Origin of the sequence: Ramlibacter cellulosilyticus (genome assembly GCF_014297465.1) — a bacterium.
Taxonomy (GTDB): Bacteria; Pseudomonadota; Gammaproteobacteria; order Burkholderiales; family Burkholderiaceae_C; genus Ramlibacter; species Ramlibacter cellulosilyticus.
Genome location: NZ_JACORT010000005.1, coordinates 67,646 through 89,628 on the forward strand (window position 1 = coordinate 67,646; position 21,983 = coordinate 89,628).

Genomic DNA, 21,983 nt, shown 5'->3' on the forward strand with positions numbered 1-21,983 from the left:
CCCTGGCCCGCCCCGCCGCATAAGCTGGGCGGGCCAGCCGTTTTTTGGGAGAAGCACGATGAACGACAGGAAGAAGGGCCCGGGCGAGGCCGAGGGCGACGGGACCGCGGAGCACGGCTACCGCAACGAGGTGAGCTGGGAAGCCGGCCAGGGCCGCCAGCCGTACGCGAACCGCGGCGATGCCGAACAGCACGCCGACGCGATGCCGGAACCGGAAGCAGGGAACGCGGGCGAGACCGCGGGACGGAACGTCGAGGACCTGGACGCCGTGAAGCGCAAGCCGGAGCGCCCCGAGAGCGAGGCGCCCCGCAGCACCTGACGCGAGGTCAGAGCACGCCGAACAGCATCAGCAACAGCACGATGCCGAGGGGCACGCCGAGAAGCCAGAGGATGACGGGCATGGTGTTCTCCTTGAGGTGGTACTGGGAACACCTTAAGGCCAGGGCCTCGGGCGAGGCGCCGGGAGCGGGAGAGGGGCCGGGTAGGAACAGGCCGCCTTTACATCCCCCGTGAACTAGATCGCCACCAGCTGCCGCACGCCGTTGGCCTCCATGTCCTTCCCGCGGCCCTGCGCGACCACTTCCCCCCGCTCCATCACCGCATAGGTGTCCGCGAGCTCCTGCGCGAAGTCGTAGTACTGCTCGACGAGCAGGATCGCCATGTCGCCGCGATCGGCCAGCATGCGGATCACGCGGCCGATCTCCTTGATGATGCTGGGCTGGATGCCTTCCGTGGGCTCGTCCAGCACCAGCAGCTTGGGCCTGGCCGCGAGCGCACGCGCGATGGCGAGTTGCTGCTGCTGGCCGCCGGAGAGGTCGCCACCGCGCCGGTGCAGCATCTGCTGGAGCACCGGGAACAGCTCGTAGAGCTCCGCGGGGATGGCCGTGCTGCCCGGCTTCGTCGCCAGCCCCATCCGCAGGTTCTCTTCCACCGTCAGCCGCGCGAAGATCTCGCGGCCCTGCGGCACGAAGCCGATGCCGGCGCGGGCCCGCTCGTAAGGCGTCTTGCCCTGGATGGGCTTGCCGTCGAAGAGGATGGTGCCGGACTTGATGGGGACGAGCCCCATCAGCGACTTCAGCAAGGTCGTCTTGCCAACCCCGTTGCGCCCGAGGATCACGGTCACCTGCCCGAGCTTCGCCTCGAGGCTCACGTCGCGAAGGATGTGGGAGCCGCCGTAGTACTGGTGGATGTTGTGGATGGTGAGCATGGTGTTGGATCTGCAAGAAGAACGCAGAGGTCGCAGAGGCTACGCAGAGGTCGCAGAGGAATATCTTTGGAAGGCTGTTCTCTGCGACCTCTGCGTATCTCTGCGACCTCTGCGTTCATCCTCTCATCGCCCCAGGTAAACCTCGATCACGCGCTCGTCGTTCTGCACCTGCTCCAGCGTGCCTTCCGCCAGCACCGAACCCTCGTGCAGCACCGTCACCTTCTCGGAGATCGCCTGGATGAAGGACATGTCGTGCTCCACGACCATCAGCGAATGCTGGCCCTTGAGCGTGAGGAACAGTTCCGCCGTGCGCGCAGTCTCCTCGTCTGTCATGCCGGCCACGGGTTCGTCCAGCAGCAGCAGCTTCGGGTCCTGCATCAGCAGCATGCCGATCTCCAGCCATTGCTTCTGCCCATGGCTCAAGGTGCCCGCGAGGCGGTTCACGCTGTCGGCCAGCTGGATCGTGCGCAGCACCTCGGCGAGCCGGTCGCTGTCGGCGGAGTCGGGCTGGAAGAACATGGACGCCCGCACGCCCTTGTCCGTCTTGAGCGCGAGCTCCAGGTTCTCGTACACCGTGAGCTGCTCGAAGACCGTGGGCTTCTGGAACTTGCGGCCTATGCCCATCTGCGCGATCTCCGCTTCCTTGTAGCGCAGCAGGTCGATGGTGCTGCCGAAGAAGACGGTGCCGGCATCGGGCCGCGTCTTGCCGGTGATGATGTCCATCATCGTCGTCTTGCCCGCGCCGTTGGGGCCGATGATGCAGCGCAGCTCGCCGGGCGCGATGTCCAGCGAGAGCTTGTTGATCGCGCGGAAGCCGTCGAAGCTGACGCTCACGTCTTCCAGGTACAGGATGCGGCCGTGCGCGACGTCCACTTCCCCGGGCACCACGGGACGGCCCGTCGCCGCGTGGCGTCCACCGGATTCCGTCCTGTCTTTCGCTGCCATCCGCGCGTAGGCGGATGCCCGTCGCGCGCCTTCTTCCATCAGGTCGGGCGTCATGCGGACTTGCCCCATTTCTTCAGCAGGCCGACGACGCCGTTCGGCAGGAACAGCGTGACGGCGATGAACAGCGCGCCCAGGAAATAGAGCCAGAACTCGGGCGCCGCCACGGTGAGCCAGCTCTTCGCGCCGTTGACGATGAAGGCGCCGAGGATGGGGCCGACCAGCGTCGCGCGCCCGCCGACGGCGGCCCACACCGCGATCTCGATGGAGTTGGCCGGGCTCATCTCGCCCGGGTTGATGATGCCCACCTGCGGCACGTAGAGCGCCCCGGCCACGCCGCACATCACGGCGCTGAGCGTCCACACCGCGAGCTTGTAGCCGATGGGGTTGTAGCCGGAGAACATGACGCGCGACTCCGCGTCGCGGATCGCCTGCAGCACGCGCCCGAACTTGCTGCGCACCAGCCAGCGCGCGAACAGGAAGAAGCCGAGCAGCGTGAGGCCCGTCAGCACGAACAGCACCATGCGCGTCTGCGGCGTGGCGATGGCGATGCCCACGATGCGCTTGAAGTCGGTGAAGCCGTTGTTGCCGCCGAAGCCCGTCTCGTTGCGGAAGAACAGGAGCATCGCCGCGAACGTGAGCGCCTGCGTGATGATCGAGAAGTACACGCCCTTGATCCGCGAGCGGAAGGCGAAGTAGCCGAACACGAAGGCGACCAGGCCGGGCACCGCCACGATGAACAGGCAGGTGGCGAGGAAGCTGTCCGAGAACGTCCAGTGCCAGGGCAATTCCTTCCAGTCCAGGAACACCATGAAGTCCGGCAGGTCGCTCTTGTAGTTGCCCTCCCGCCCGATCTGCCGCATCAGGTACATGCCCATCGCGTAGCCGCCGAGCGCGAAGAAGAGCCCGTGCCCGAGCGACAGGATCCCCGTGTAGCCCCAGATCAGGTCCATGGCCAGCGCGCAGATCGCGTAGCACATGATCTTGCCGACGAGCGCGACCGCGTAGTCGCTCAGGTGGAAGGGGCTGGCTTCGGGGACGACCAGGTTGAGGACGGGCGCGAGGGCACAGACGGCGATGAGCGCGAGGAGGAAGGCGGTCCAGCCGGTCCGGGTCAGCAAGGGCGCTCTCCCGGGGAGAACCACTCCCTCTCCCGCTTGCGGGAGAGGGTTGGGGTGAGGGTGGGAGGCACTACCCTCATCCCCCGCCTTCTCCCGCGAGCGGGAGAAGGAGCCGAATACCGCGCTCATGCTTCCGCACTCCTTCCCTTGACCGCAAACAACCCCTGCGGCCTCTTCTGGATGAACACCACGATGATCACCAGCACGGCAATCTTGGCCAGCACCGCGCCGGCCCAGCCTTCGATGAACTTGTTCAGGACGCCGAGCCCCAGCGCGGCGTACACGGTGCCCGCGAGCTGTCCCACGCCACCCAGCACCACCACCATGAACGCATCGACGATGTAGGCCTGCCCGAGGTCGGGCCCGACGTTGCCGACCTGGCTCAAGGCGCAGCCGGCGAGCCCCGCGATGCCGGAGCCGAGCGCGAACGCATAGGTGTCCACCCGCGCCGTGTTCACGCCCATGCAGGACGCGATCGGCCGGTTCTGCGTCACGCCGCGGACGAAGAGGCCGAGGCGGGTGCGCGAGATCAGCAGCGCCATCCCCGCCAGCACCGCGAAGGCGAAGGCGATGATCACGATGCGGTTCCAGGGCAGCTGCAGGTTGCCGAGCACGAGGCCGCCGCTCATCCAGCCCGGGTTCTCCACGCCGACGTTCTGCGCGCCGAAGGTGGAGCGCACCAGCTGCATCAGCATCAGGCTGATGCCCCAGGTGGCGAGCAGCGTCTCCAGCGGGCGGCCGTAGAGGAAGCGGATCACGCCGCGTTCGAGGATGGCGCCCATCACGGCGGACGCGAGGAAGGCGGCCGGTACCGCGGCGACCAGGTACCAGTCGAAGGCGCCGGGCAGGTACTTCCGGAACAGGCCCTGGACGACGTAGGTCGCGTAGGCGCCGATCATCATCAGCTCGCCGTGCGCCATGTTGATCACGCCCATCAGGCCGTAGGTGATCGCAAGTCCCAGCGCCACGAGCAGCAGGATGGACCCGAGGCTGATGCCGGAGAACACGGCGGCGGCACGCTCGCCCCAGGCGAGGGAGGCTTCGACGCTGCGCACGCTGGACTGCAGCGCGGCCTGTACCTCGGCGTCCGTCTCTTCCTTCAGCCGCTGCAGCAACAGGCTGCGCGTGGCGGGGCTGCGGCTGTCCGCGAGCAGGCGCGCGGCTTCGAGGCGCTTGCCCTTGTCCTCGCCGGACAGCAGCACGGCGGCGCGCACGAGGCCGAGCCGCTCCTTGATGTCCGCGTCGGTTTCCGCTGCCCAGGCCTTCTCGACCAGGGGCAGCTTGGAGGGGTCGGTGTCCTTCTGCAGCTCGGTGACGGCGGCGGCGCGCAGCTTCGCGTCCTTCGAGAACAGCTTGAGCGCCGCGAGCGCCGTATCGAGCTCGCCGCGCATGCGGTTGTTGTTGATCACGTCCTCGGCGTCGGGCGGCACGGGGACTTCGGCGCCGGTGACGGGGTCGCTGCCCTTGCCGTCACGCACGACGTACACCTGGCCGGCCGCGGTCTTCACGGCGTCGTCGACGAGGGCCTGGAGGAAGGCGGCGGTGCGGTCGTCGGCGTTGGCGACGGCCTTGTTCATCGCGGCGATGCGGTCGTCGGATTCACCGACGGCGATGGCTTTCGCTTCGTCGGCGGTGAGCGCGTGGGCGGTGCCGGCGAGGAAGAGCGTGAGCAGGAGGAGAAATCTGTAGGTCATGAAGAAACCGCTTTCACTCCCTCCCCCTCTGGGGGAGGGTTGGGGTGGGGGCGCCCCGGCCGTGCGTGCCCCTCACCCCCGCCCTCTCCCCGGGGGGGGAGAGGGAGGAACAGCCATCAGAGCTCGATCAGAGCTTGCTTTTCCCGTCCGGCTCGTCCTTCTTCTTGTCGTTGCCTTCGATGAAGGGCGACCACGGCTTCGCCTTCACCGGGCCCGGCGTCTTCCACACCACGTTGAACTGGCCATCGGACTTCACTTCGCCGATGAACACCGGCTTGTGCAGGTGGTGGTTCTTCTCGTCCATCTTGGCCGTAAAGCCCGAGGGCGCCTTGAAGGTCTGGCCGCCCATCGCGGCGATCACCTTGTCGACGTCCGTGGACTTGGCCTTCTCCACGGCCTGCTTCCACATGTAGACGCCGATGTAGGTCGCCTCCATCGGGTCGTTGGTCAGCGGCTTGTCCTTGTGGCCGGCGATGTTCTTCGCCTTGGCGTAAGCGGCCCACTTCTTCGTGAACTCGTCGTTGGTCGGGTTCTTCACGGACATGAAGTAGTTCCACGCGGCCAGGTGGCCCACCAGCGGCTTGGTATCCACGCCGCGCAGTTCCTCCTCGCCCACCGAGAACGCCACCACCGGCACGTCCTTCGCCTTCAGGCCGGCGTTGCCCAGCTCCTTGTAGAAAGGCACGTTGGAGTCGCCGTTGATCGTGGAGATCACCGCCGTCTTCTTGCCCTCGCTGGAGAACTTCTTGACCTTGGCGATGATGGTCTGGTAGTCCGCGTGGCCGAAGGGCGTGTACTCCTCCATGATGTCGGACTCGGCGACACCCTTGGACTTGAGGAAGGCGCGCAGGATCTTGTTGGTCGTGCGCGGGTACACGTAGTCGGTGCCCAGGAGCACGAAGCGCTTCGCGCCGCCGCCGTCCTTGGACATCAGGTACTCGACGGCCGGGATCGCCTGCTGGTTGGGCGCGGCGCCCGTGTAGAACACGTTCTTGGACAGCTCCTCGCCCTCGTACTGCACGGGGTAGAACAGCAGGCCGTTCAGCTCCTCGACGACCGGCAGCACGGACTTGCGCGACACCGAGGTCCAGCAGCCGAACATCACGGCCACCTTGTCCTGGGTCAGCAGCTGCTTGGTCTTCTCGGCGAACAGCGGCCAGTTGGAGGCGGGGTCGACGACCACCGGCTCGAGCTTCTTGCCCAGGACGCCGCCCTTGGCATTGATCTCCTCGATGGCCATCAGGGCCGTGTCCTTCAGGACGGTCTCGGAGATCGCCATGGTGCCGGACAGGCTGTGGAGGATGCCGACCTTGATGGTGTCGTCGGCGGCAAGGGCCGGCGCGCCCGCGGCGGCGAGGACGACGGCGGCGGTGAGCGCCTGGAGGGTGAATCGACGTTGCATGTGTGCTCCGGGGTTGGTAGGAAAACGCAAGGCCCATGCTAGGGATCGCGTCCTACGGAGGCCATACGACACATGGCGTACGGCCGCCACGCGCGCGCAAGGCGGGACGACAGCAGCCGCCGTCCGCGTCCGACAAGGCACGGCCGGCGCACGCGGCCCAATCGACGCAAACCACATACCGCGAGCGAGGCACGACATGCCATCCCTGATGTCCCAGCTGTCCCCCAGCGTGACCAACCAGATCCGGCTGGACCACACGCACGTGCTGACCGCGTTCCACCAGTACGAGATCGGCTCCTCCGCGCGCCTGAAGCGCGGGCTGGTCGACAACGTCTGCCTCGCCATCGAGATCCACGCGCAGCTGGAAGAGGAGATCTTCTATCCCGCCCTGCGCGCCGTCGCGGACACCGAGATCCTGCGCAAGAGCACGCCCGAGCACGACGAGATGCGCGGGCTCATCTCGCGCCTGCGCAACATGCCGGTCGAAGACCCGGCGTTCGACGACACCTTCTTCGAGCTGATGCGGCACGTGATGCACCACGTGGCCGACGAAGAGACGCTGCTGCTGCCCGCGGCGGAACGGCTGCTGCCCCAGCAGCTGACCGAGCTCGGGGCGCAGATGACGCGCCGCCGGCTGGAGCTGGCCGGGCCTCGCGCTCCGGAACTCGCGAGCAGCATGGCCCGTGCGATGAGCCTGGGCTCGATCTTCGCCGCCGGCAGCACCGCGCTCGCCGGCGCCTACATGCTCACCCGCCACCGCTACGGGGACCGCCTCGCCGCCGCGCGCAACCGCTTTGCCCGCGTGATCTGAGCGCGACGTGACGTGAGGGGGAGGGATGCGCGCTGGCGCGGCGGTGGGGTTCGCTGCGCTCACCTTCCGGCGCTGGCGCGCCGCCACCCTACAGCAAGGCCATGACGGAATTTCGTAGGGTGGCGCGGCGACAGCCGCGGAAGGTGAGCGCAGCGAACCCCACCGATCACCGCCCCACCAACACCTCGACAAACCCCGCCGCCGCCGGCGTCAACTCCCTGTGCTTCCGCGTCACCAGGTGCAGCGGCGGCACCTGCAAGGGCAACTGCAGCGGCACCACCTGCAACACCCCCAGCCGCGCGTAGTGGGCCGCCAGCGACGCCGGCATGATCGCCGCCATGTCGCTCGCCTCCAGCAGCACGGTGGTCGCCACCGTGGACGCGGTCTCGGTGATGTCCAGCCGGGCATGCAGGCCCGCGACGCGCAGCGCGGACTCGAAGCGGCTGCGCTGGGGCGAACCCGGCGGCTGCAGGATCCAGGGCCAGTGCACCAGGTCCTCCAGCGCCGGCTTGCGCTTCTTCAACAGCGGGTGTCCCGCGCGGACCACCGCCACCTGCGGCTCCCCGAGCAAGGGCCGGATCTCGAATTCGTCCCCGTAGTGGCCTTCGGTGGGCCGCCCGAGCACCAGGTCCACGTCCCCGCGCGCCAGCAGTTCCAGCATCACATCGCTCGTCTCCACGAGCACCGACACCGCCACGCGCGGATGCTGCTTCTTGTATGCAGCCAGCGCAGGCGCCAGCAGCTCCGGCAGCGCGCCCGGCACGCTGCCCAGTCGCAACCGCCCGTGCAGCCCGGAGCGGAGCGCCGCCATCTGCTCGCGGGCGAAGCCGAAGTCCACCAGCGATTGCCGCGCGAAGCGGATCAGCACCTCGCCCGCGCCCGTCGGCTCCATGCCGCGCGCCTGGCGCGTGAAGAGCTGCGCGCCGACCGCCTCCTCCACCTGCTGCAGGAGCTTGGTCGCCGCGGGCTGGCTCATGCCCAGCGCCGCCGCGGCGCGGCCCAGGTTGCGCTCCCGTCCGAGCGCCTCCAGCAGCAGGAGCTGCCGCGTGCGCAGCCGCATCAGGAGCGCGGTGTCGGAAAGGGCCTTGGCCATGGGAGCAATATACAAAAGGAGATGGCTCCTTCCGGAACTTTCATTGGCCGGGAATGGCTGCCGGCCGTACCCTGCGTCGCACGAGCGGGCGTCCGACCCGCCGCCAGGAGACAAGCCATGGCCTTTCCCACGCGCCGCCAGGCGGCACTTTCCCTGCTGGTGTTCGCCTGCACCGCAGCCGCACCCGCCTTCGCCCAGGCCTTGCCCGACAAGCCGGTGCGCATCATGGTCGGCGCCTCGCCCGGAGGCGGCACCGACATCCTCGCGCGCATGCTCGCCGACAAGTTCGCGCCCGACCTGAAGCAGACGGTCGTCGTGGAGAACCGCCCCGGCGCCTCGAACACCATCGCCGCGGAGATCACGGCCAAGGCCACGGCCGACGGCACGACGCTGCTGCTGGCGACCAACACCGCGCAGGCGATCGCGCCGCACCTGCTGAAGCTGAAGTTCGACCCGCTCAAGGACCTGCAGCCGATCGGGCTCGTCGCCGTGATGCCCAACGTGCTGGTCGTGTCCGCCGCCTCGCCCTACAAGTCGCTCAAGGATCTCGTCGCCGCGATGACCGCGCAGCCGGGCCAGATGAAGTACGCCTCCTCCGGCATCGGCAGCACGCAGCACATCGCGGGCGAAGCCTTCGGCCTGGCCACCGGGACCAAGTCCATCCACGTCCCGTACAAGGGCAGCGCGCAGGCGCACGTGGACATCATCGGCGGCGACGTCACCATGATGTTCGACTCCACCTCCTCCGCCATGGGGCAGATCAAGTCGGGCAAGTTCCGGCCGCTGGCGGTCATGTCGGACCACCGCGCGGCGGAACTGCCGGACGTGCCCACGATGTTCGAGCTGGGCATCAAGGGCATCGACGTCTCCACCTGGTACGGCCTCTACGTCACCGGCGGAACGCCCAAGCCCGTGGTGGACGGCCTGACGTCCGAGCTCGTGAAGGTGCTGAAGCTGCCGGACGTGCAGGCCCGCATCAAGGGCATGGGCGGCGAGGTGGGCACGCTCACCGCCGACGCGTTCGCCGACATGAACAGGCAGGAGTTCGAGCGCTTCAGGAAGCTGGTGAAGGACGCCAACATCAAGGCGGAAGGCCTGTGAGCGCCGAACGCAAGCCACGCATCGCGGTGCTGCTGGGCGACCCCGCGGGCGTCGGGCCGGAGATGGGCGTGAAGCTGCTCGCGCACCAGGCGAACGTGCTCGCGGCGGAGGTGCTGCTCGTGGCCGCGCCTTCGGTACTGGCAGGCGGCGAGCGCATCGCCAGGACGAAGCTGGACGTGGTGCGCATCGCGCGCGGCGAGCCCCTGCGCTTTGCGCCGGGCCGGGTCACGCACCTGGTGCTGGAGGAGCCCGCGGGTGGGGAGGCGCCGCTCGGCACCTGCACGGAAGCCGCCGGCCAGGCGGCGCTGCAGGCGCTGACCGCGGCCACGCACCTCGCCCGCGAAGGCGCGGTGAACGGCATCGTCTTCGCGCCGCTGAACAAGCACGCGCTGCGGCTCGCGGGCATGCAGCAGGAGGACGAACTGCGCTACATGCAGGACCTGTTCGGCGTGCGCGGCTTCACCTGCGAGTTCAACATCACCGACGGCCTGTGGACCTCGCGCGTCACCTCGCACGTGCCGCTGCGCGAAGTCGCGGACCTGGTTACCGAAGAAGCGGTGCGCGATGCGGTGCACATCCTCGATGGCGCGCTGCGCCGGTCCGGCATCGCGAAGCCGCGCATCGGCGTCTCCGGGCTGAATCCCCACGCCGGCGACGGCGGTTCCATCGGCCGCGAGGAGATCGAGGTGATCGCACCGGCCGTCGAGCGCCTGAAGCGCGACGGCGTGGAAGCGAGCGGCCCGTGGTCGCCGGACACCGTGTTCATCGCCGCGCGCCGCGGCGACTTCGATGCGGTGGTCTCCATGTACCACGACCAAGGCCAGATCGCGATGAAGCTCATGGGCTTCGAGCGCGGCGTGACGCTGCACGGCGGGTTGCCGGTGCCGGTGGCGACATCGGCGAGCGGCAGCGCCTTCGACATCGCCGGCAAGGGCGTGGCGCGCGTGGCGGGCCTGCAGCACGCCTTCGAGCTGTGCGCGCGCATGGCGGTGCAGCAAACGGCCTGATCTTTCCCGGGTGCTGTCGGCGCGCCGCGACAGGCAGGTGTATCAGCGGCGCAGAACGTGCGGAATCCGCAGGGGCGCGGCGCCTGCCTTCCTACACTGCGCGCATGAACGAGCTCCTCGAACACCCCGACGAGTTGCAGCGCGCGTACGCGATGGCCACGCCGGCCGCGCGCCTGCGCGTGATCAAGCAGCGGCTCGCCAGCGCGCACGGCGAGATGGGCTCCACGCGGCTGGTCACGATCGTGTCGGCGGTCGAGGCGCTCTCGCGTTCGCTCGTCGTGCATGCCGCGGGGCGGCCCGCCAGCACCGCGGAGATGCGGCACAAGCAGTTCCGGCACACGGGGCCGGTGGAGCTGGTCGAGGAAGTCCTGCGCCTGCGCGGCGCCGGCGCCGCGCCGCAGCACTTCGAGCGCGACACGTGGGAGCTCTTCGAAGTCGCGACGCGCTACCGCGACCTCATCGTGCACGAGTGCACCTATGTCGGCCAGGACCGGCATCCTTACCTGATCGCGGCCGCCGAGGCCGTGCTGCGCGGCCTGGTCGAACTGGCCGGGCTGGAAGTCAGGCCGAAGGCAGTGGGCTGAGGGCGCGCAGGTCCAGCTCGGCGGCGCGCCGCAGCTGCACGCGCGGGCCGAAGCTGGCCAGGCTGGCGAGCGTCGCCTCGTGGTGGGCGATCACCTGCTGCGGCGTCAGCACCTCGCTCGTCCACGGCCAGTGCGCATCCGAGACGAGCGTGACGGGATAACCCAGCGCCAGGGCGCGGCGCACGGTGGTGTCGATGCAGAACTGCGTGTGCAGGCCGCAGACCACGACGTCGCCCACGTGCCGCGCCTGCAGCAGCTCCTGCACGTTGGAGCGCAGGAAGGCGTCGGGCGTCGTCTTGGGCACGCGCAGGTCGCTGGCCTCCACGCGCAGGCCCTCGGCGAGATGCCAGCCCGGGCTGCCGTGCGGCAGCGCGGGGCCTTCGTGCTGGATGAAGAGCACCGGCGCGCCCGCTTCGCGCGCCGCGCGGGTCACCGCGTTGATGCGGGAGAGCAGTCCGTTCACGTCCCAGGACCGCGGCCCGCCGCAGAACTCCTGCTGGACGTCGATGACGAGGATGGCGCTGGTCATGGCAGGCACCTCCGTGGAGGAAACAATGCTAGCGCAGGAGGGACGCGGGCGCACCTTGGTCGGGTTCACCCTTCGAACTGTGGATGCAATTGCCGGATCCGGTTCATCGCCATCCCCGCGGCGGCCGTGCGGGTCTCCACGCCCAGCTTGGCGAAGATGCGCTCCAGGTGCTTCTTCACCGTCGCCGGGCTGGCGCCCAGGATGTCGGCGATGTCGCGGTTGATCTTGCCCTTCACCACCCAGTACAGCACCTCGGCCTCGCGGGCCGTGAGCTTGAAGGCGAGGCTCATGGACTCGATGATGGCCGCGTCGGAGACTTCGCGCATCACGATCAGCCAGTCGTCGTCGCCGGTCTGCTGGTGCAGGCGGATGGAGAGGCGCCGCGCGCCGTTCTCGGCGCACAGGCGCGGCGGCTCGATCTGCCGCTCGGCGTCGGCCAGGTGCCGGCGCAGCCATTGCAGGATGGCGGGCGGCGTCTCCGGGGCGCTGGTGCCGAAGTACGCGTGCAGCAGGTCGCGCGCGAGCGGCGTCTGCCACATCAGGCGGCCGTCGCTCGGGCGCACGGTGATGCTCGCGTAGCCGAACGCATCGAGCGCATTGCGGGTCTGCCGCGCGAGCCGCGCGCTCTGCAGGTGCACGCCCATGCGGGCCAGCACCTCCTTGGGCTTGATCGGCTTGGTGACGTAGTCGACGCCGCCCGCGTCCAGCGCGGCGACCAGGTGCTCGGTCTCGGTGAGCCCCGTCATGAAGATGATCGGGATGTGCGCGGTCTGCGCCTGCGCCTTCAGCCGGCGCGCGACCTCGAATCCGTCGAGGCCCGGCATCATCGCGTCGAGCAGGACGATGTCGGGCAGCGCTTGCGAGGCCCGCTGCAGCGCAGCCTCGCCATTCGTGGCGACCAGCACCGTGTAGCCGGATTCGTCCAGCGCATCGTGCAGCACCGAGAGGTTGTCGGGCACGTCGTCCACCACCAGCACGACGTCGCTGTCGCCGCGCTCGAGCAGGCTTTTCATCGCAGGGCTCCTTCGGGCTGGGCGCGCGAGAGCGCCCGGCCCATCGCCTCGAACTGGAACTGGCGCGCCAGCTCGCGCATCTCGCCGGCGAACGCGGCGCACTCCGGTTGCGCCACCTGGATCGCATCGAGCTGGTTCAGGATGCCGCGGTAGTACCCGAGCTCCACGGCGTTGCGCAGCGGAGCGAGCAGGTCGGGCCGCGGCCACACGCCCGGCACGCTGGCGGGCGCCGCGGCCGGCGCGGGCGCCACCTCCTCGTGCAGCCAGCGCAGGCCGAGCTGGCGCTCCAGCCAGTCCAGCAGCTCGCTGTGCCGCACGGGCTTGAGCAGGAAATCCTCCGCGCGCACGCCGGCATCGTTCTCCAGGCCCTTGTCGAAAGCGTTCGCGGACACCACGGCGACCTTCGCGTGCAGCTTGGGCAGGCGACGGATGCGCCGGATCGTCTCCCAGCCGTCGATGCCGGGCATGGCCAGGTCCATGAAGATGGCGTCGGGGCGCAGGCCGGCCGCCAGCAGGTCCAGCGCATCGTGGCCGCTTGCCGCCGTGCGCAGCTCGAAGCCCAGCGGCTCCAGCAGGGCGACCAGCAGCTCGCGGTCGGCCTCCTCGTTGTCGACCACCAGGATGCGGCGCCGCTGGCCCTCGTAACCCCGCCGCGGGCGGCTCTGGGCGGGCACGGCGGCGACCGGCGCATGCACCTCGGGCAGGAAGAGGCGCACGCGGAACACGGAGCCGCGGCCCGGCGCGCTCGTCGCCGAGAGTTCGCCGCCCATGAGGTCGGTCAGCATCTTGGCGATCGTGAGGCCGAGGCCCGCGCCCGGCGCGGAGCTCTGGCCGCGCGCGAAAGGCTCGAAGATCTGCGACAGCTCCTGCGGGCTGAGGCCTGGGCCCGTGTCCTCCACCTCCAGCACGGCCATCTCGCGCGCATGGCGCACGCGGAAGACGACCTGCCCCTGCGACGTGAACTTGATCGCGTTGCCCAGCAGGTTGATCAGGATCTGGCGCAGGCGCTTCTCGTCGGCGCGCACCACCTCCGGCAGCGTGCCTTCGGCCTCGAAGCGGAAGGCGAGGCCCTTGGCGGCCGCCTGCACTTCGAACAGCGCCGCGAGTTCGTGCACGCCGTCGGCGAAGCGCGCCGGCCTGACGTTGAGCGTGAGCTTGCCGGACTCGATGCGGGCGATGTCCAGCGTGCCCTCGATCAGCGACAGCAGGTGCTCGCCGCCGCGCTTGATCACGTGCACGGCATGCTTGCGGTGAGACGGAATCGCGGCGTCCTCGCCCATCAGCTGCGCGTAGCCCAGGATGGAATTCAGCGGCGTGCGCAGCTCGTGGCTGATGGCGCTGATGTAGCGGCTCTTCGCGTGGTTCGCCTGTTCGGCGGCGTGCCGCGCCTGGTCCGCCGCGCGGCGGGCCTGCTGCAGCGCCTCGTCGGTCTGGCGGTGCGATTCGATCTCGCGCATCAGCAGGTGCGTCTGCCGGTTCGATTCCTCCTGCGCCACCTGCCGGCTCTTGTGCGCGAGCACCAGCCACCAGGAGACGATGCCGGCCACCAGCAGCAGCGCGAAATACGCCTTGAGGAAGGTGGCGCGCAATGCTTCGACGCCCACGTGCTGCTCCGCCTGCAACTCCTGGTGGTACAGCAGGCCGAACAGCGCGGCGAGCAGCGGCGCGATCACCAGCATCAGCAGCAGGAAGTGACCGAGCCCCGTGTCCAGGTAAGGCCACACGCGGCGCGGCAGCAGCCAGCGCAGCGTGCCGGACCACTGCGCGGAGAGGCTCGCGTGCGGCTTGCACAAGTCGCCGCAGCGCGCATCGAGCGTGCAGCACAGGGAGCAGATCGGGCCCTGGTAGGCGGGGCAGTGCGCCATGTCGGGAGCTTCGTAGTCGCGGTCGCAGATGACGCAGCGGCGGCTCGCGTAGCGGCGGTAGCTTCCCTCCGGTGCGCGGGCGATGTAGTAGCGGCCGCGCGTGAACCAGGCGATCAGCGGCGCGCTCGCGAACGCCACGCCCATCGCGATCAGCGCCGAGAACGCCTGCGCGCCCGGACCGAACACGCCGAGGTAGGCGGCGATCGCCAGCGTCGACGCGAGCGCCATCGACACCACGCCCACTGGATTCACGTCATACAGGTAGGCGCGCTTGAACTCGATGCCCCGCGGCGACAGCCCCAGCGGCTTGTTCACCACCAGGTCCGCGACGACCGCCATGATCCAGGCGATGGCGATGTTGGAGTACAGCCCCAGCACGTCGCCGAGCGCCTGGAACACGTTCATCTCCATCAGCATGAAGGCGATGAGCGTGTTGAACACGACCCACACCACGCGCCCCGGGTGGCTGTGCGTGAGGCGCGAGAAGAAGTTGGACCAGGCCAGCGAGCCCGCATAGGCGTTGGTCACGTTGATCTTCAGCTGGGACACCACGACGAAGAGCGCCGTCGCGGCCACCGCCCACCCGTAGTGCGGGAACACGTACTCGTAGGCGGCCAGGTACATCTGGTTGGGATCCACCGCGCGGTCGGACGGCACCATGTGCTGGATCGCGAGGTAGGCGAGCAAGGCCCCGCCCAGCATCTTCACGACCCCGAGCAGCACCCAGCCGGGCCCGCCCACCAGCACGCCCGCCCACCAGGCCCGCCGGTTCGCGGCGGTGCGCGCCGGCATGAAGCGCAGGTAGTCGGCCTGCTCGCCCATCTGCGTGATCAGCGCGATGCCCACGGTCAGTGCAGCACCAAACAGGTGCAGGTCGAAGCCGGTGGCCTGCGCTTTTTCCCCGGCGTAGTGCACGATGCCGGTGAAGGCACCAGGATCGCGCACCATCACGTACACGAAAGGCACCACGAGCATCACCAGCCACAAGGGCTGCGTCCACATCTGCAGCCGGCTGATGGCGGACACCCCGTGCGTGACGAGCGGGATCACCACCAGCGCGCACACCAGGTAGCCCCAGGTCGGCGGGATGCCGAGCGCGAGCTCCAGCGCGTACGCCATGACCGCGGCTTCCAGCGCGAAGAAGATGAAGGTGAAGGACGCGTAGATCAGCGAAGTGAGCGTGGAGCCGATGTAGCCGAAGCCCGCGCCGCGCGTGAGCAGGTCCATGTCGACGCCGTAGCGGGCGGCATAGATGCTGATGGGAAGCCCCGCGAGGAAGATGATGAGGCCGGTGGCGAGGATGGCCCAGAAGGCGTTGAGGAAGCCGTACTGCACCAGCAGCGTGGCGCCCACGGCCTCCAGGATCAGGAAGGACGCGGCGCCGAATGCCGTGTTGGCGACGCGCCAGGGCGACCACTTGCGGAAACGCTGCGGCGTGAAGCGCAGCGCGTAGTCTTCCAGCGTTTCGCTCCCCACCCAGCTGTTGTAGTCCCGCCGGACCTTGACCACGCGCTGGGGCGCGGTGTCGGGGTCGGCGGGGAAGATGGGGATGGTGCGGCTCACGCGTCAGAGGTGCACTTTCCGTGCCGGGCACGACAGTTGCAACGTCCCCGCACCACCATGGAACTCACCCCCCGCGAGAAAGACAAGCTCCTGCTGTTCACGGCTGCCCTGCTGGCGGAGCGCCGCATGGCCCGGGGGCTGAAGCTGAATTACCCCGAAGCCATGGCCCTGATTTCGGCCGCCGTGATGGAGGGCGCCCGCGACGGCAAGTCCGTCGCGCAGCTCATGAGCGAAGGCCGCACCGTGCTCACGCGCGCCGACGTGATGGAAGGCGTCGCCGAGATGATCCCGGAGATCCAGGTCGAGGCCACCTTTCCCGACGGCACCAAGCTCGTGACCGTCCACCAGCCCATCGTCTGAGGAGAAGAAGAACATGCGCATCCTGCTCGCCACGCCGCTGCTCGCCCTCGCCAGCGGCGTCCACGCCCACCCCGGCCACGGCATCAGCGAACCCTGGCACTGGCACGCGAGCGACACCTGGGGCTTCCTCCTCGTTGCCGCGCTCGCCGCCCTCGCGATCTGGCTCTCGCGCGGCGAGTGAACCGATGATCCCCGGCGAACTGCTCCCCGAGCCCGGCGACCACGCACTGAACCCCGGCCGCCGCACGGTGGTCGTCGTCGTGCAGAACACCGCCGACCGCCCCATCCAGGTGGGCTCGCACTACCACTTCGCCGAAACGAACGGCGCGCTGTCGTTCGACCGCGCCGCCGCGCAAGGCATGCGCCTGAACATCCCCTCGGGCACGGCCGTGCGCTTCGAGCCCGGCCAGCAACGCACGGTGGAACTCGTGGACTACGCCGGCGACCGCAAGGTGCACGGCTTCCGCGGCCTCGTGCAGGGATCCCTCTGAGAACACCATGGCAACCATTCCCCGCCGCGCCTATGCGGACATGTTCGGCCCCACGAAGGGCGACCGCGTGCGCCTCGCCGACACCGAGCTCGTGATCGAGGTCGAGGAGGACTACACGCTGCGCGCCGGCGGCTACGGCGAGGAGGTGAAGTTCGGCGGCGGCAAGACCATCCGCGACGGCATGGCGCAGTCGCAGCGCACGCGTGCCGAGGGTGCGATGGACACGGTGCTCACCAACGCCCTCCTCCTCGACCACTGGGGGATCGTGAAGGCCGACATCGGCCTGAAGGACGGCCGCATCGCCGCCATCGGCAAGGCCGGCAACCCGGACACCCAGCCTGGCGTGGACATCGTCATCGGCCCGGGCACGGAGATCATCAGCTGCGAAGGCACGATCGTCACCGCGGGCGGCATCGACAGCCACATCCACTTCATCTGCCCGCAGCAGATCGAGGAGGCGCTCGCTTCCGGCATCACCACCATGTTCGGCGGCGGCACCGGCCCGGCGACGGGCACGCTGGCCACCACCTGCACGCCGGGGCCGTGGCACATCGAGCGCATGCTGCAGGCCGCCGATGCGTTCCCGATGAACCTCGGCTTCATGGGCAAGGGCAACGCCAGCCTGCCGCAAGCCTTGCGCGAGCAGGTGGAAGCCGGCGTCATCGGCCTGAAGCTGCACGAGGACTGGGGCACGACGCCTTCGGCGATCGGCAACTGCCTCGACGTCGCCGAAGCGATGGACATCCAGGTCGCGATCCACTCGGACACGCTCAACGAATCCGGCTTCGTCGAGAACACGATCGCGGCGACCAAGGGCCGCGGCCTCTGCGCCTTCCACACCGAAGGCGCGGGCGGCGGGCACGCGCCGGACATCCTGCGCGTGGTGGGCGAGGCGAACTTCCTCCCCTCTTCCACCAACCCGACGATGCCTTACACCGTCAACACGCTCGACGAGCACGTCGACATGCTGATGGTGTGCCACCACCTCGACCCCGCCATCCCCGAGGACCTGGCCTTCGCCGAGAGCCGCATCCGCAAGGAGACCATCGCGGCCGAGGACATCCTGCACGACCTGGGCGCGATCAGCATGTTCTCCTCGGACTCGCAGGCGATGGGGCGCGTGGGCGAGGTGATCCTGCGCTGCTGGCAGACCGCCCACAAGATGAAGCTGCAGCGCGGCAAGCTGCCGGGCGACAGCGAGCGGCACGACAACTTCCGCGCGAAGCGCTACATCGCCAAGCTGACCATCAACCCCGCGCTGGCGCACGGCATCGCGCACGAGGTGGGCAGCATAGCCCCCGGGAAGTGGGCCGACCTGGTGGTGTGGAAGCCGGCGTTCTTCGGCGTGAAGCCGGCGCTGATCCTCAAGGGCGGCAGCATCGCGATGGCCGCGATGGGGGACCCGAATGCCTCCATCCCGACGCCGCAGCCGGTGCACTACCGGCCCATGTTCGGCAGCTTCGGCGGCGCGCTGCACCGCAGCTCCATCACCTTCGTCTCGCAGGCCGGCATGGCCGCCGGCGTGAAGGAGAAGTTCGGCCTGCAGAAGCACGTGGCGGCGGCGCGCGACATCCGCCGCATCCGCAAGCAGCACCTCGTGCACAACGACTGGCTGCCGAAGATGGAGATCGACCCGCAGACCTATGCCGTGCGGGCGGACGGGCAACTCCTCACCTGCGAGCCGGCCACGGTGCTGCCGATGGCGCAGCGGTACTTCCTGTTCTAGAGTGGGGACCATGCTGCCCGACCTCCCCCTCCTGCTCGCCTTCGTGGGGGCCAGCCTCGCGCTGGCGCTCACGCCCGGCCCCGCCGTCGTCTACATCATCGCCCGCACCGTGGCGCAGGGCCGCGCCAGCGGCCTGGCGTCGGTGCTCGGCGTCGCGCTCGGCAACCTGGCCAATGCGGCCGGCGCCGCGCTGGGCCTGGCGGCGCTGTTCGCCGTGTCCTCGGCTGCGTTCACCGTGGTGAAGTGGGCGGGAGCGGCTTACCTCGTGTGGCTGGGCATCCGCCTGTGGCGCACGCCCGCCGCGGTGGACGCGAGCGTGCCGCGCCCCGCCGCGCAGCCGTGGCGGCGCATCTTCCGCGACGGCTTCGTCGTCGCGCTGCTCAATCCGAAGACGACGCTCTTCTTCGCCGCCTTCCTGCCGCAGTTCCTCGATGCGCACGGCAGCCCCCTCGTGCAGACACTGGCGCTCGGCTTCGTGTTCTGCGCCATCGCCGGCTGCACCGACCTGGGCTACGTGCTCGCCGCGAGCATCGTCGGCCCGCGGCTCGCGCGCGCCGGGCGGCACGCGGCCTGGGGCAACCGCATCGCCGGCACCTCGTTCATCGGCCTCGGCGTGCTCACGGCGTTCGGCCACCAACCCGCTTCGCGCTGATGCTGGCCGTCAACAAGATCCTCCCCGGCGGACAGGGGCTGGCGCCCGTGCTGCTCAAGCGCGCCGCCACCGTCGAACTCGACTGGGACGTGCGGCAGAAGAGCCGCTTCGAAGCGACGGATTCGCAAGGCCGCACGCTGGGCGTGTTCCTGCCGCGCGGCACGGTCGTGCGCGGCGGCGACGTGCTGGTGGCCGAGGACGGCTCCATGGTGCGCGTGCTGGCCGCGCCGCAACCGGTGCTGGTCATCACGCACTGCACCGGGCACGGCAGCCCCTTCGACCTGCTGCGCGCGGCCTACCACCTGGGCAACCGGCACGTGCCCCTCGAGCTGAGGCCCGACCACCTGAAGATCGAGCCGGACCACGTGCTGGCGGACATGCTGCGGTCCATGCACCTCATCGTGCGCGAGTCCAACGAAGGATTCGAACCGGAAGGCGGTGCGTACGGCAATGCGGGCGGGCACCACCACCACGAGCATGGATCGCACGACCACGACCACGACCACGACCACGGCCATGGACACTGACGCCGCGCTGCTGCGGCTGGTGTGGCTTGCCTCGCCGGCGCTGCCGGTGGGGGGCTTCTCGTATTCGGAAGGGCTGGAGGCCGCCGTCGAACACGGGCTCGTGCGGGATGAGCAGAGCGCCGGCGACTGGCTCGTCGACCAGTTGCATCTCACGCTGGCGCGCGGCGACCTGGCGGTCGTGGCAGCGGTTGCGCGCGATCCACGGCGGGCGGCAGAGCTCGATGCGTGGGTGCGGCAGACCCGGGAGACGGGCGAGCTGCGGCAGCAGGGCGAGCAGATGGGGAAGTCGCTTGCCGATTGGCAGCGGTCCGTCGGCTGGGTTGCCGAAGGCACCGTAGGCTGGGTTGCCGAAGGCACCCCAGCATTGGATCGCGGTTCCGCTGGGGTCGCTTCGCGAACCCAGCCTACGGCACACACCTACCCCGTGGCTTTCGCACTGGCCGCCCACGCCACCGGTGCCGCGGTGCGGCCCATCGCCCTCACCTACGCCTTCGCCTGGTCCGAAAACATGATGCAGGCCGCGATCAAGGCGGTGCCGCTCGGGCAGTCGGCCGGGCAGCGGATCCTGAAGCGACTCGCCGGCGACATCCCTTCGGCCGTCGACCACGCGCTCGCTCTGGGCGACGACGGCCGCCAGTCCTTCACCCCCATGCTGGCCATCCTCTCGGCCCGCCACGAAATCCAGTACTCCCGCCTGTTCCGATCATGAGCGCCGCCGTCCTCCACCACATCCCCCGCCGCACCAAGAAGCTGCCGCCGCTGCGCGTGGGCATCGGCGGCCCCGTCGGCTCCGGCAAGACCACGCTGCTGGAGATGCTCTGCAAGGCGATGCGCGAGCGCTACGACCTCGTGGCGATCACCAATGACATCTACACGAAGGAAGACCAGCGCCTGCTGACCGTCAGCGGCGCGCTGCCGGCCGAGCGCATCCTGGGCGTGGAGACCGGCGGCTGCCCGCACACGGCGATCCGCGAAGACGCGTCGATCAACCTCGAAGCCATCGACCGCATGCTGGCCGAGTTCCCGGAAGCGGACGTGGTGTTCGTCGAGTCCGGCGGCGACAACCTCGCGGCGACCTTCAGCCCCGAGCTGTCGGACCTGACCATCTACGTGATCGACGTGGCGGCCGGCGAGAAGATCCCGCGCAAGGGCGGCCCGGGCATCACCAAGAGCGACCTGTTCGTGATCAACAAGACCGACCTCGCTCCCCACGTCGGGGCCGACCTCGGCGTCATGGAGGCCGACACGAAGCGCATGCGCAAGGACAAGCCCTTCGTGATGACCAACCTGAAGACGCGCGACGGCCTGCAGGAGGTGGTCCGCTTCATCGAACAGCGCGGCATGCTGCAACAAACAGGACATGCGTAGTCACGAGATGTAACCCCAACGGGATGCCGTCCTACAGCGGAGCCGGCAAGGCAGGCCTACCTTCCGGGACCATGGAACTGCTGAAGGAACCCCCGCCGGCGTTCGAGAGCGTCGCGCGCCTGTTCGCGATGGCGAGGCAGTTGCCGACCTCGCGGCGCATGAACCTGCGGATCGGGCTCGCCTGCGACGGCAAGCTCTTCGCCCACGACAACCTCGATGGCTACCGGCAGGTCAACTTCGTGGCCGACCACCTGCGGGACCTGGGCTGGCGCGAGCACCTGCTGGGCGGCGAGGACGAGATGTTCGGGTGCGACATGCTGTTCTCGTGGCCGGGCGAGCACGCCCGCGTGGCCGAGGACGACCCGTCCTTCATCCGCAAGCCGGCGGTCGACCTCTGGCCTGGCAGCCATGGCTGAAGCCCAGGCCTACGACCAGGAGCAGCCCGACCTGCCTCCCCCGGGGCAGCGGTGGGGCTCGGGAGCGCAAAGCGTGCTGCCCTACCTGACCAAGTCGCTGCAGGCCAGGCCGGCGCATTCGGCGGATGCGCGCGAAGCCCGCGGGCGCGAGGCGCAGCCGCAAGAGGACGCGGCCTCGCGGCCGAGCGCCTGAGCACTTTTTCCGTACGCACCAAGAGAAAAGCGGCCCGCGGGCCGCTCGCTTGCCGTCGTGTCGCCGGCCCTCAGTTGGGGCCGTGGCGGCGCTTGCCGCCGGAATTGCTCGCGCGGCGCTGCTCCCAGATGCGCATCTGCTTCATGGCACTGTCGGAACCCTGGCCGGCATGGCCTTCGGGCCCGGACTGGGGCTGCTGTTGCTGCTGCTGCACCTCTTCCTTCGGCGGCGACTGGCCATCCTCGGGCAGCAGCTGTTCTTGCTGTTGGGACATCGGAAACCTTCCTGCTTGTGCGCATGTTCGCGCCGCGACTGCCG

At 69.3% G+C, this 21,983-nt stretch carries 24 protein-coding genes and 1 pseudogene; 15 read left to right on the forward strand and 10 right to left on the reverse strand.

Annotated elements, in window-relative coordinates; all coding sequences use genetic code 11:
- Positions 1 to 58 precede the first annotated feature (58 nt).
- On the forward strand, positions 59 to 319 hold the full coding sequence (locus H8N03_RS13010) for a hypothetical protein (RefSeq protein WP_187076621.1): 261 nt from the start codon (positions 59 to 61) through the stop codon (positions 317 to 319).
- 195 nt (positions 320 to 514) lie between these two features.
- Here H8N03_RS13010 and urtE read toward each other — a convergent pair whose 3' ends face one another.
- The 5 genes from urtE to urtA all read right to left on the reverse strand — a co-directional run bounded on the left by urtE (position 515) and on the right by urtA (position 6,366).
- Complete coding sequence (urtE, locus tag H8N03_RS13015; protein WP_187076622.1) at positions 515 to 1,207, reverse strand: urea ABC transporter ATP-binding subunit UrtE; 693 nt, start codon at positions 1,205 to 1,207, stop codon at positions 515 to 517.
- Between the two features lie 123 nt (positions 1,208 to 1,330).
- Complete coding sequence (gene urtD, locus H8N03_RS13020; protein WP_187076900.1) at positions 1,331 to 2,206, reverse strand: urea ABC transporter ATP-binding protein UrtD; 876 nt, start codon at positions 2,204 to 2,206, stop codon at positions 1,331 to 1,333.
- The gene (gene urtC / locus H8N03_RS13025) at positions 2,203 to 3,270 is read right to left on the reverse strand and encodes an urea ABC transporter permease subunit UrtC (protein ID WP_255428200.1); all 1,068 of its coding nucleotides are present in this window, start codon (positions 3,268 to 3,270) and stop codon (positions 2,203 to 2,205) included. Before urtC ends, urtD begins: the two co-directional genes overlap by 4 nt.
- 125 nt (positions 3,271 to 3,395) lie before the next feature.
- On the reverse strand, positions 3,396 to 4,964 hold the full coding sequence (urtB, locus tag H8N03_RS13030; protein ID WP_187076624.1) for an urea ABC transporter permease subunit UrtB: 1,569 nt from the start codon (positions 4,962 to 4,964) through the stop codon (positions 3,396 to 3,398).
- A 127-nt stretch (positions 4,965 to 5,091) separates the two neighbouring features.
- Positions 5,092 to 6,366, reverse strand: a complete 1,275-nt coding sequence (gene urtA, locus H8N03_RS13035) for an urea ABC transporter substrate-binding protein (protein WP_187076625.1) — start codon at positions 6,364 to 6,366, stop codon at positions 5,092 to 5,094.
- Positions 6,367 to 6,562: 196 nt separating this feature from the next.
- Between urtA and H8N03_RS13040 the strand changes: the two genes are divergently transcribed.
- Positions 6,563 to 7,177 carry a hemerythrin domain-containing protein gene (locus H8N03_RS13040; RefSeq protein ID WP_187076626.1) on the forward strand — a complete coding sequence of 205 codons (615 nt, stop codon included), beginning with the start codon at positions 6,563 to 6,565 and terminating at the stop codon, positions 7,175 to 7,177.
- A gap of 166 nt (positions 7,178 to 7,343) precedes the next feature.
- Here H8N03_RS13040 and H8N03_RS13045 read toward each other — a convergent pair whose 3' ends face one another.
- Complete coding sequence (locus H8N03_RS13045; protein ID WP_187076627.1) at positions 7,344 to 8,270, reverse strand: LysR family transcriptional regulator; 927 nt, start codon at positions 8,268 to 8,270, stop codon at positions 7,344 to 7,346.
- 117 nt (positions 8,271 to 8,387) lie between these two features.
- Here H8N03_RS13045 and H8N03_RS13050 point away from each other — a divergent pair, with 117 nt between their 5' ends.
- The 3 genes from H8N03_RS13050 to H8N03_RS13060 all read left to right on the forward strand — a co-directional run bounded on the left by H8N03_RS13050 (position 8,388) and on the right by H8N03_RS13060 (position 10,962).
- On the forward strand, positions 8,388 to 9,371 hold the full coding sequence (locus H8N03_RS13050) for a Bug family tripartite tricarboxylate transporter substrate binding protein (RefSeq protein WP_187076628.1): 984 nt from the start codon (positions 8,388 to 8,390) through the stop codon (positions 9,369 to 9,371).
- A complete protein-coding gene (locus H8N03_RS13055) occupies positions 9,368 to 10,378 on the forward strand; it encodes a 4-hydroxythreonine-4-phosphate dehydrogenase PdxA (RefSeq protein WP_354005119.1) in 1,011 nt (336 codons plus the stop codon). Before H8N03_RS13050 ends, H8N03_RS13055 begins: the two co-directional genes overlap by 4 nt.
- Before the next feature lie 104 nt (positions 10,379 to 10,482).
- Entirely contained in the window at positions 10,483 to 10,962 is a 480-nt protein-coding gene (locus H8N03_RS13060; protein ID WP_187076629.1) for a hypothetical protein, read from the forward strand.
- Here H8N03_RS13060 and H8N03_RS13065 read toward each other — a convergent pair.
- The 3 genes from H8N03_RS13065 to H8N03_RS13075 all read right to left on the reverse strand — a co-directional run bounded on the left by H8N03_RS13065 (position 10,940) and on the right by H8N03_RS13075 (position 15,932).
- A complete protein-coding gene (locus tag H8N03_RS13065; protein ID WP_187076630.1) occupies positions 10,940 to 11,491 on the reverse strand; it encodes a cysteine hydrolase family protein in 552 nt (183 codons plus the stop codon). The genes H8N03_RS13060 and H8N03_RS13065 overlap by 23 nt on opposite strands.
- 65 nt (positions 11,492 to 11,556) lie before the next feature.
- On the reverse strand, positions 11,557 to 12,504 hold the full coding sequence (locus H8N03_RS13070; RefSeq protein WP_187076631.1) for a response regulator transcription factor: 948 nt from the start codon (positions 12,502 to 12,504) through the stop codon (positions 11,557 to 11,559).
- On the reverse strand, positions 12,501 to 15,932 hold the full coding sequence (locus H8N03_RS13075; RefSeq protein WP_187076632.1) for an ATP-binding protein: 3,432 nt from the start codon (positions 15,930 to 15,932) through the stop codon (positions 12,501 to 12,503). The genes H8N03_RS13070 and H8N03_RS13075 overlap by 4 nt, the downstream gene beginning before the upstream one ends.
- Before the next feature lie 57 nt (positions 15,933 to 15,989).
- On the opposite strand from H8N03_RS13075, the gene H8N03_RS13080 reads away from it, so the two are divergent.
- From H8N03_RS13080 to H8N03_RS13125, 10 genes and pseudogenes are all read left to right on the forward strand, one after another.
- The gene (locus tag H8N03_RS13080; protein WP_187076633.1) at positions 15,990 to 16,292 is read left to right on the forward strand and encodes an urease subunit gamma; all 303 of its coding nucleotides are present in this window, start codon (positions 15,990 to 15,992) and stop codon (positions 16,290 to 16,292) included.
- Between the two features lie 13 nt (positions 16,293 to 16,305).
- Positions 16,306 to 16,473, forward strand: a complete 168-nt coding sequence (locus H8N03_RS13085) for a hypothetical protein (protein WP_187076634.1) — start codon at positions 16,306 to 16,308, stop codon at positions 16,471 to 16,473.
- Positions 16,474 to 16,477: 4 nt separating this feature from the next.
- Complete coding sequence (locus tag H8N03_RS13090) at positions 16,478 to 16,783, forward strand: urease subunit beta (RefSeq protein WP_187076635.1); 306 nt, start codon at positions 16,478 to 16,480, stop codon at positions 16,781 to 16,783.
- Positions 16,784 to 16,790: 7 nt separating this feature from the next.
- Positions 16,791 to 18,509: an urease subunit alpha gene (ureC, locus tag H8N03_RS13095; protein ID WP_187076636.1), complete on the forward strand. Its 1,719-nt coding sequence runs from the start codon at positions 16,791 to 16,793 to the stop codon at positions 18,507 to 18,509.
- Between the two features lie 10 nt (positions 18,510 to 18,519).
- Positions 18,520 to 19,161, forward strand: a complete 642-nt coding sequence (locus tag H8N03_RS13100; RefSeq protein ID WP_187076637.1) for a LysE family translocator — start codon at positions 18,520 to 18,522, stop codon at positions 19,159 to 19,161.
- A pseudogene (gene ureE, locus H8N03_RS13105) lies at positions 19,161 to 19,685 on the forward strand (urease accessory protein UreE); the annotation flags it as partial. The gene H8N03_RS13100 and the pseudogene ureE, both read left to right, overlap by 1 nt.
- Positions 19,678 to 20,397 (forward strand): urease accessory protein UreF, encoded by a 720-nt coding sequence (locus tag H8N03_RS13110; RefSeq protein WP_255428202.1) that lies wholly within the window; start codon positions 19,678 to 19,680, stop codon positions 20,395 to 20,397. The pseudogene ureE and the gene H8N03_RS13110, both read left to right, overlap by 8 nt.
- The gene (gene ureG, locus H8N03_RS13115; RefSeq protein WP_187076640.1) at positions 20,394 to 21,056 is read left to right on the forward strand and encodes an urease accessory protein UreG; all 663 of its coding nucleotides are present in this window, start codon (positions 20,394 to 20,396) and stop codon (positions 21,054 to 21,056) included. The genes H8N03_RS13110 and ureG overlap by 4 nt, the downstream gene beginning before the upstream one ends.
- A 71-nt stretch (positions 21,057 to 21,127) precedes the next feature.
- Positions 21,128 to 21,472, forward strand: a complete 345-nt coding sequence (locus tag H8N03_RS13120; RefSeq protein WP_187076641.1) for a hypothetical protein — start codon at positions 21,128 to 21,130, stop codon at positions 21,470 to 21,472.
- The gene (locus H8N03_RS13125) at positions 21,465 to 21,665 is read left to right on the forward strand and encodes a hypothetical protein (RefSeq protein WP_187076642.1); all 201 of its coding nucleotides are present in this window, start codon (positions 21,465 to 21,467) and stop codon (positions 21,663 to 21,665) included. Before H8N03_RS13120 ends, H8N03_RS13125 begins: the two co-directional genes overlap by 8 nt.
- 70 nt (positions 21,666 to 21,735) lie before the next feature.
- Here the strand turns inward: H8N03_RS13125 and H8N03_RS13130 are convergent, their stop codons facing one another.
- Positions 21,736 to 21,939 (reverse strand): hypothetical protein, encoded by a 204-nt coding sequence (locus H8N03_RS13130; RefSeq protein ID WP_187076643.1) that lies wholly within the window; start codon positions 21,937 to 21,939, stop codon positions 21,736 to 21,738.
- Positions 21,940 to 21,983: the final 44 nt, after the last annotated feature.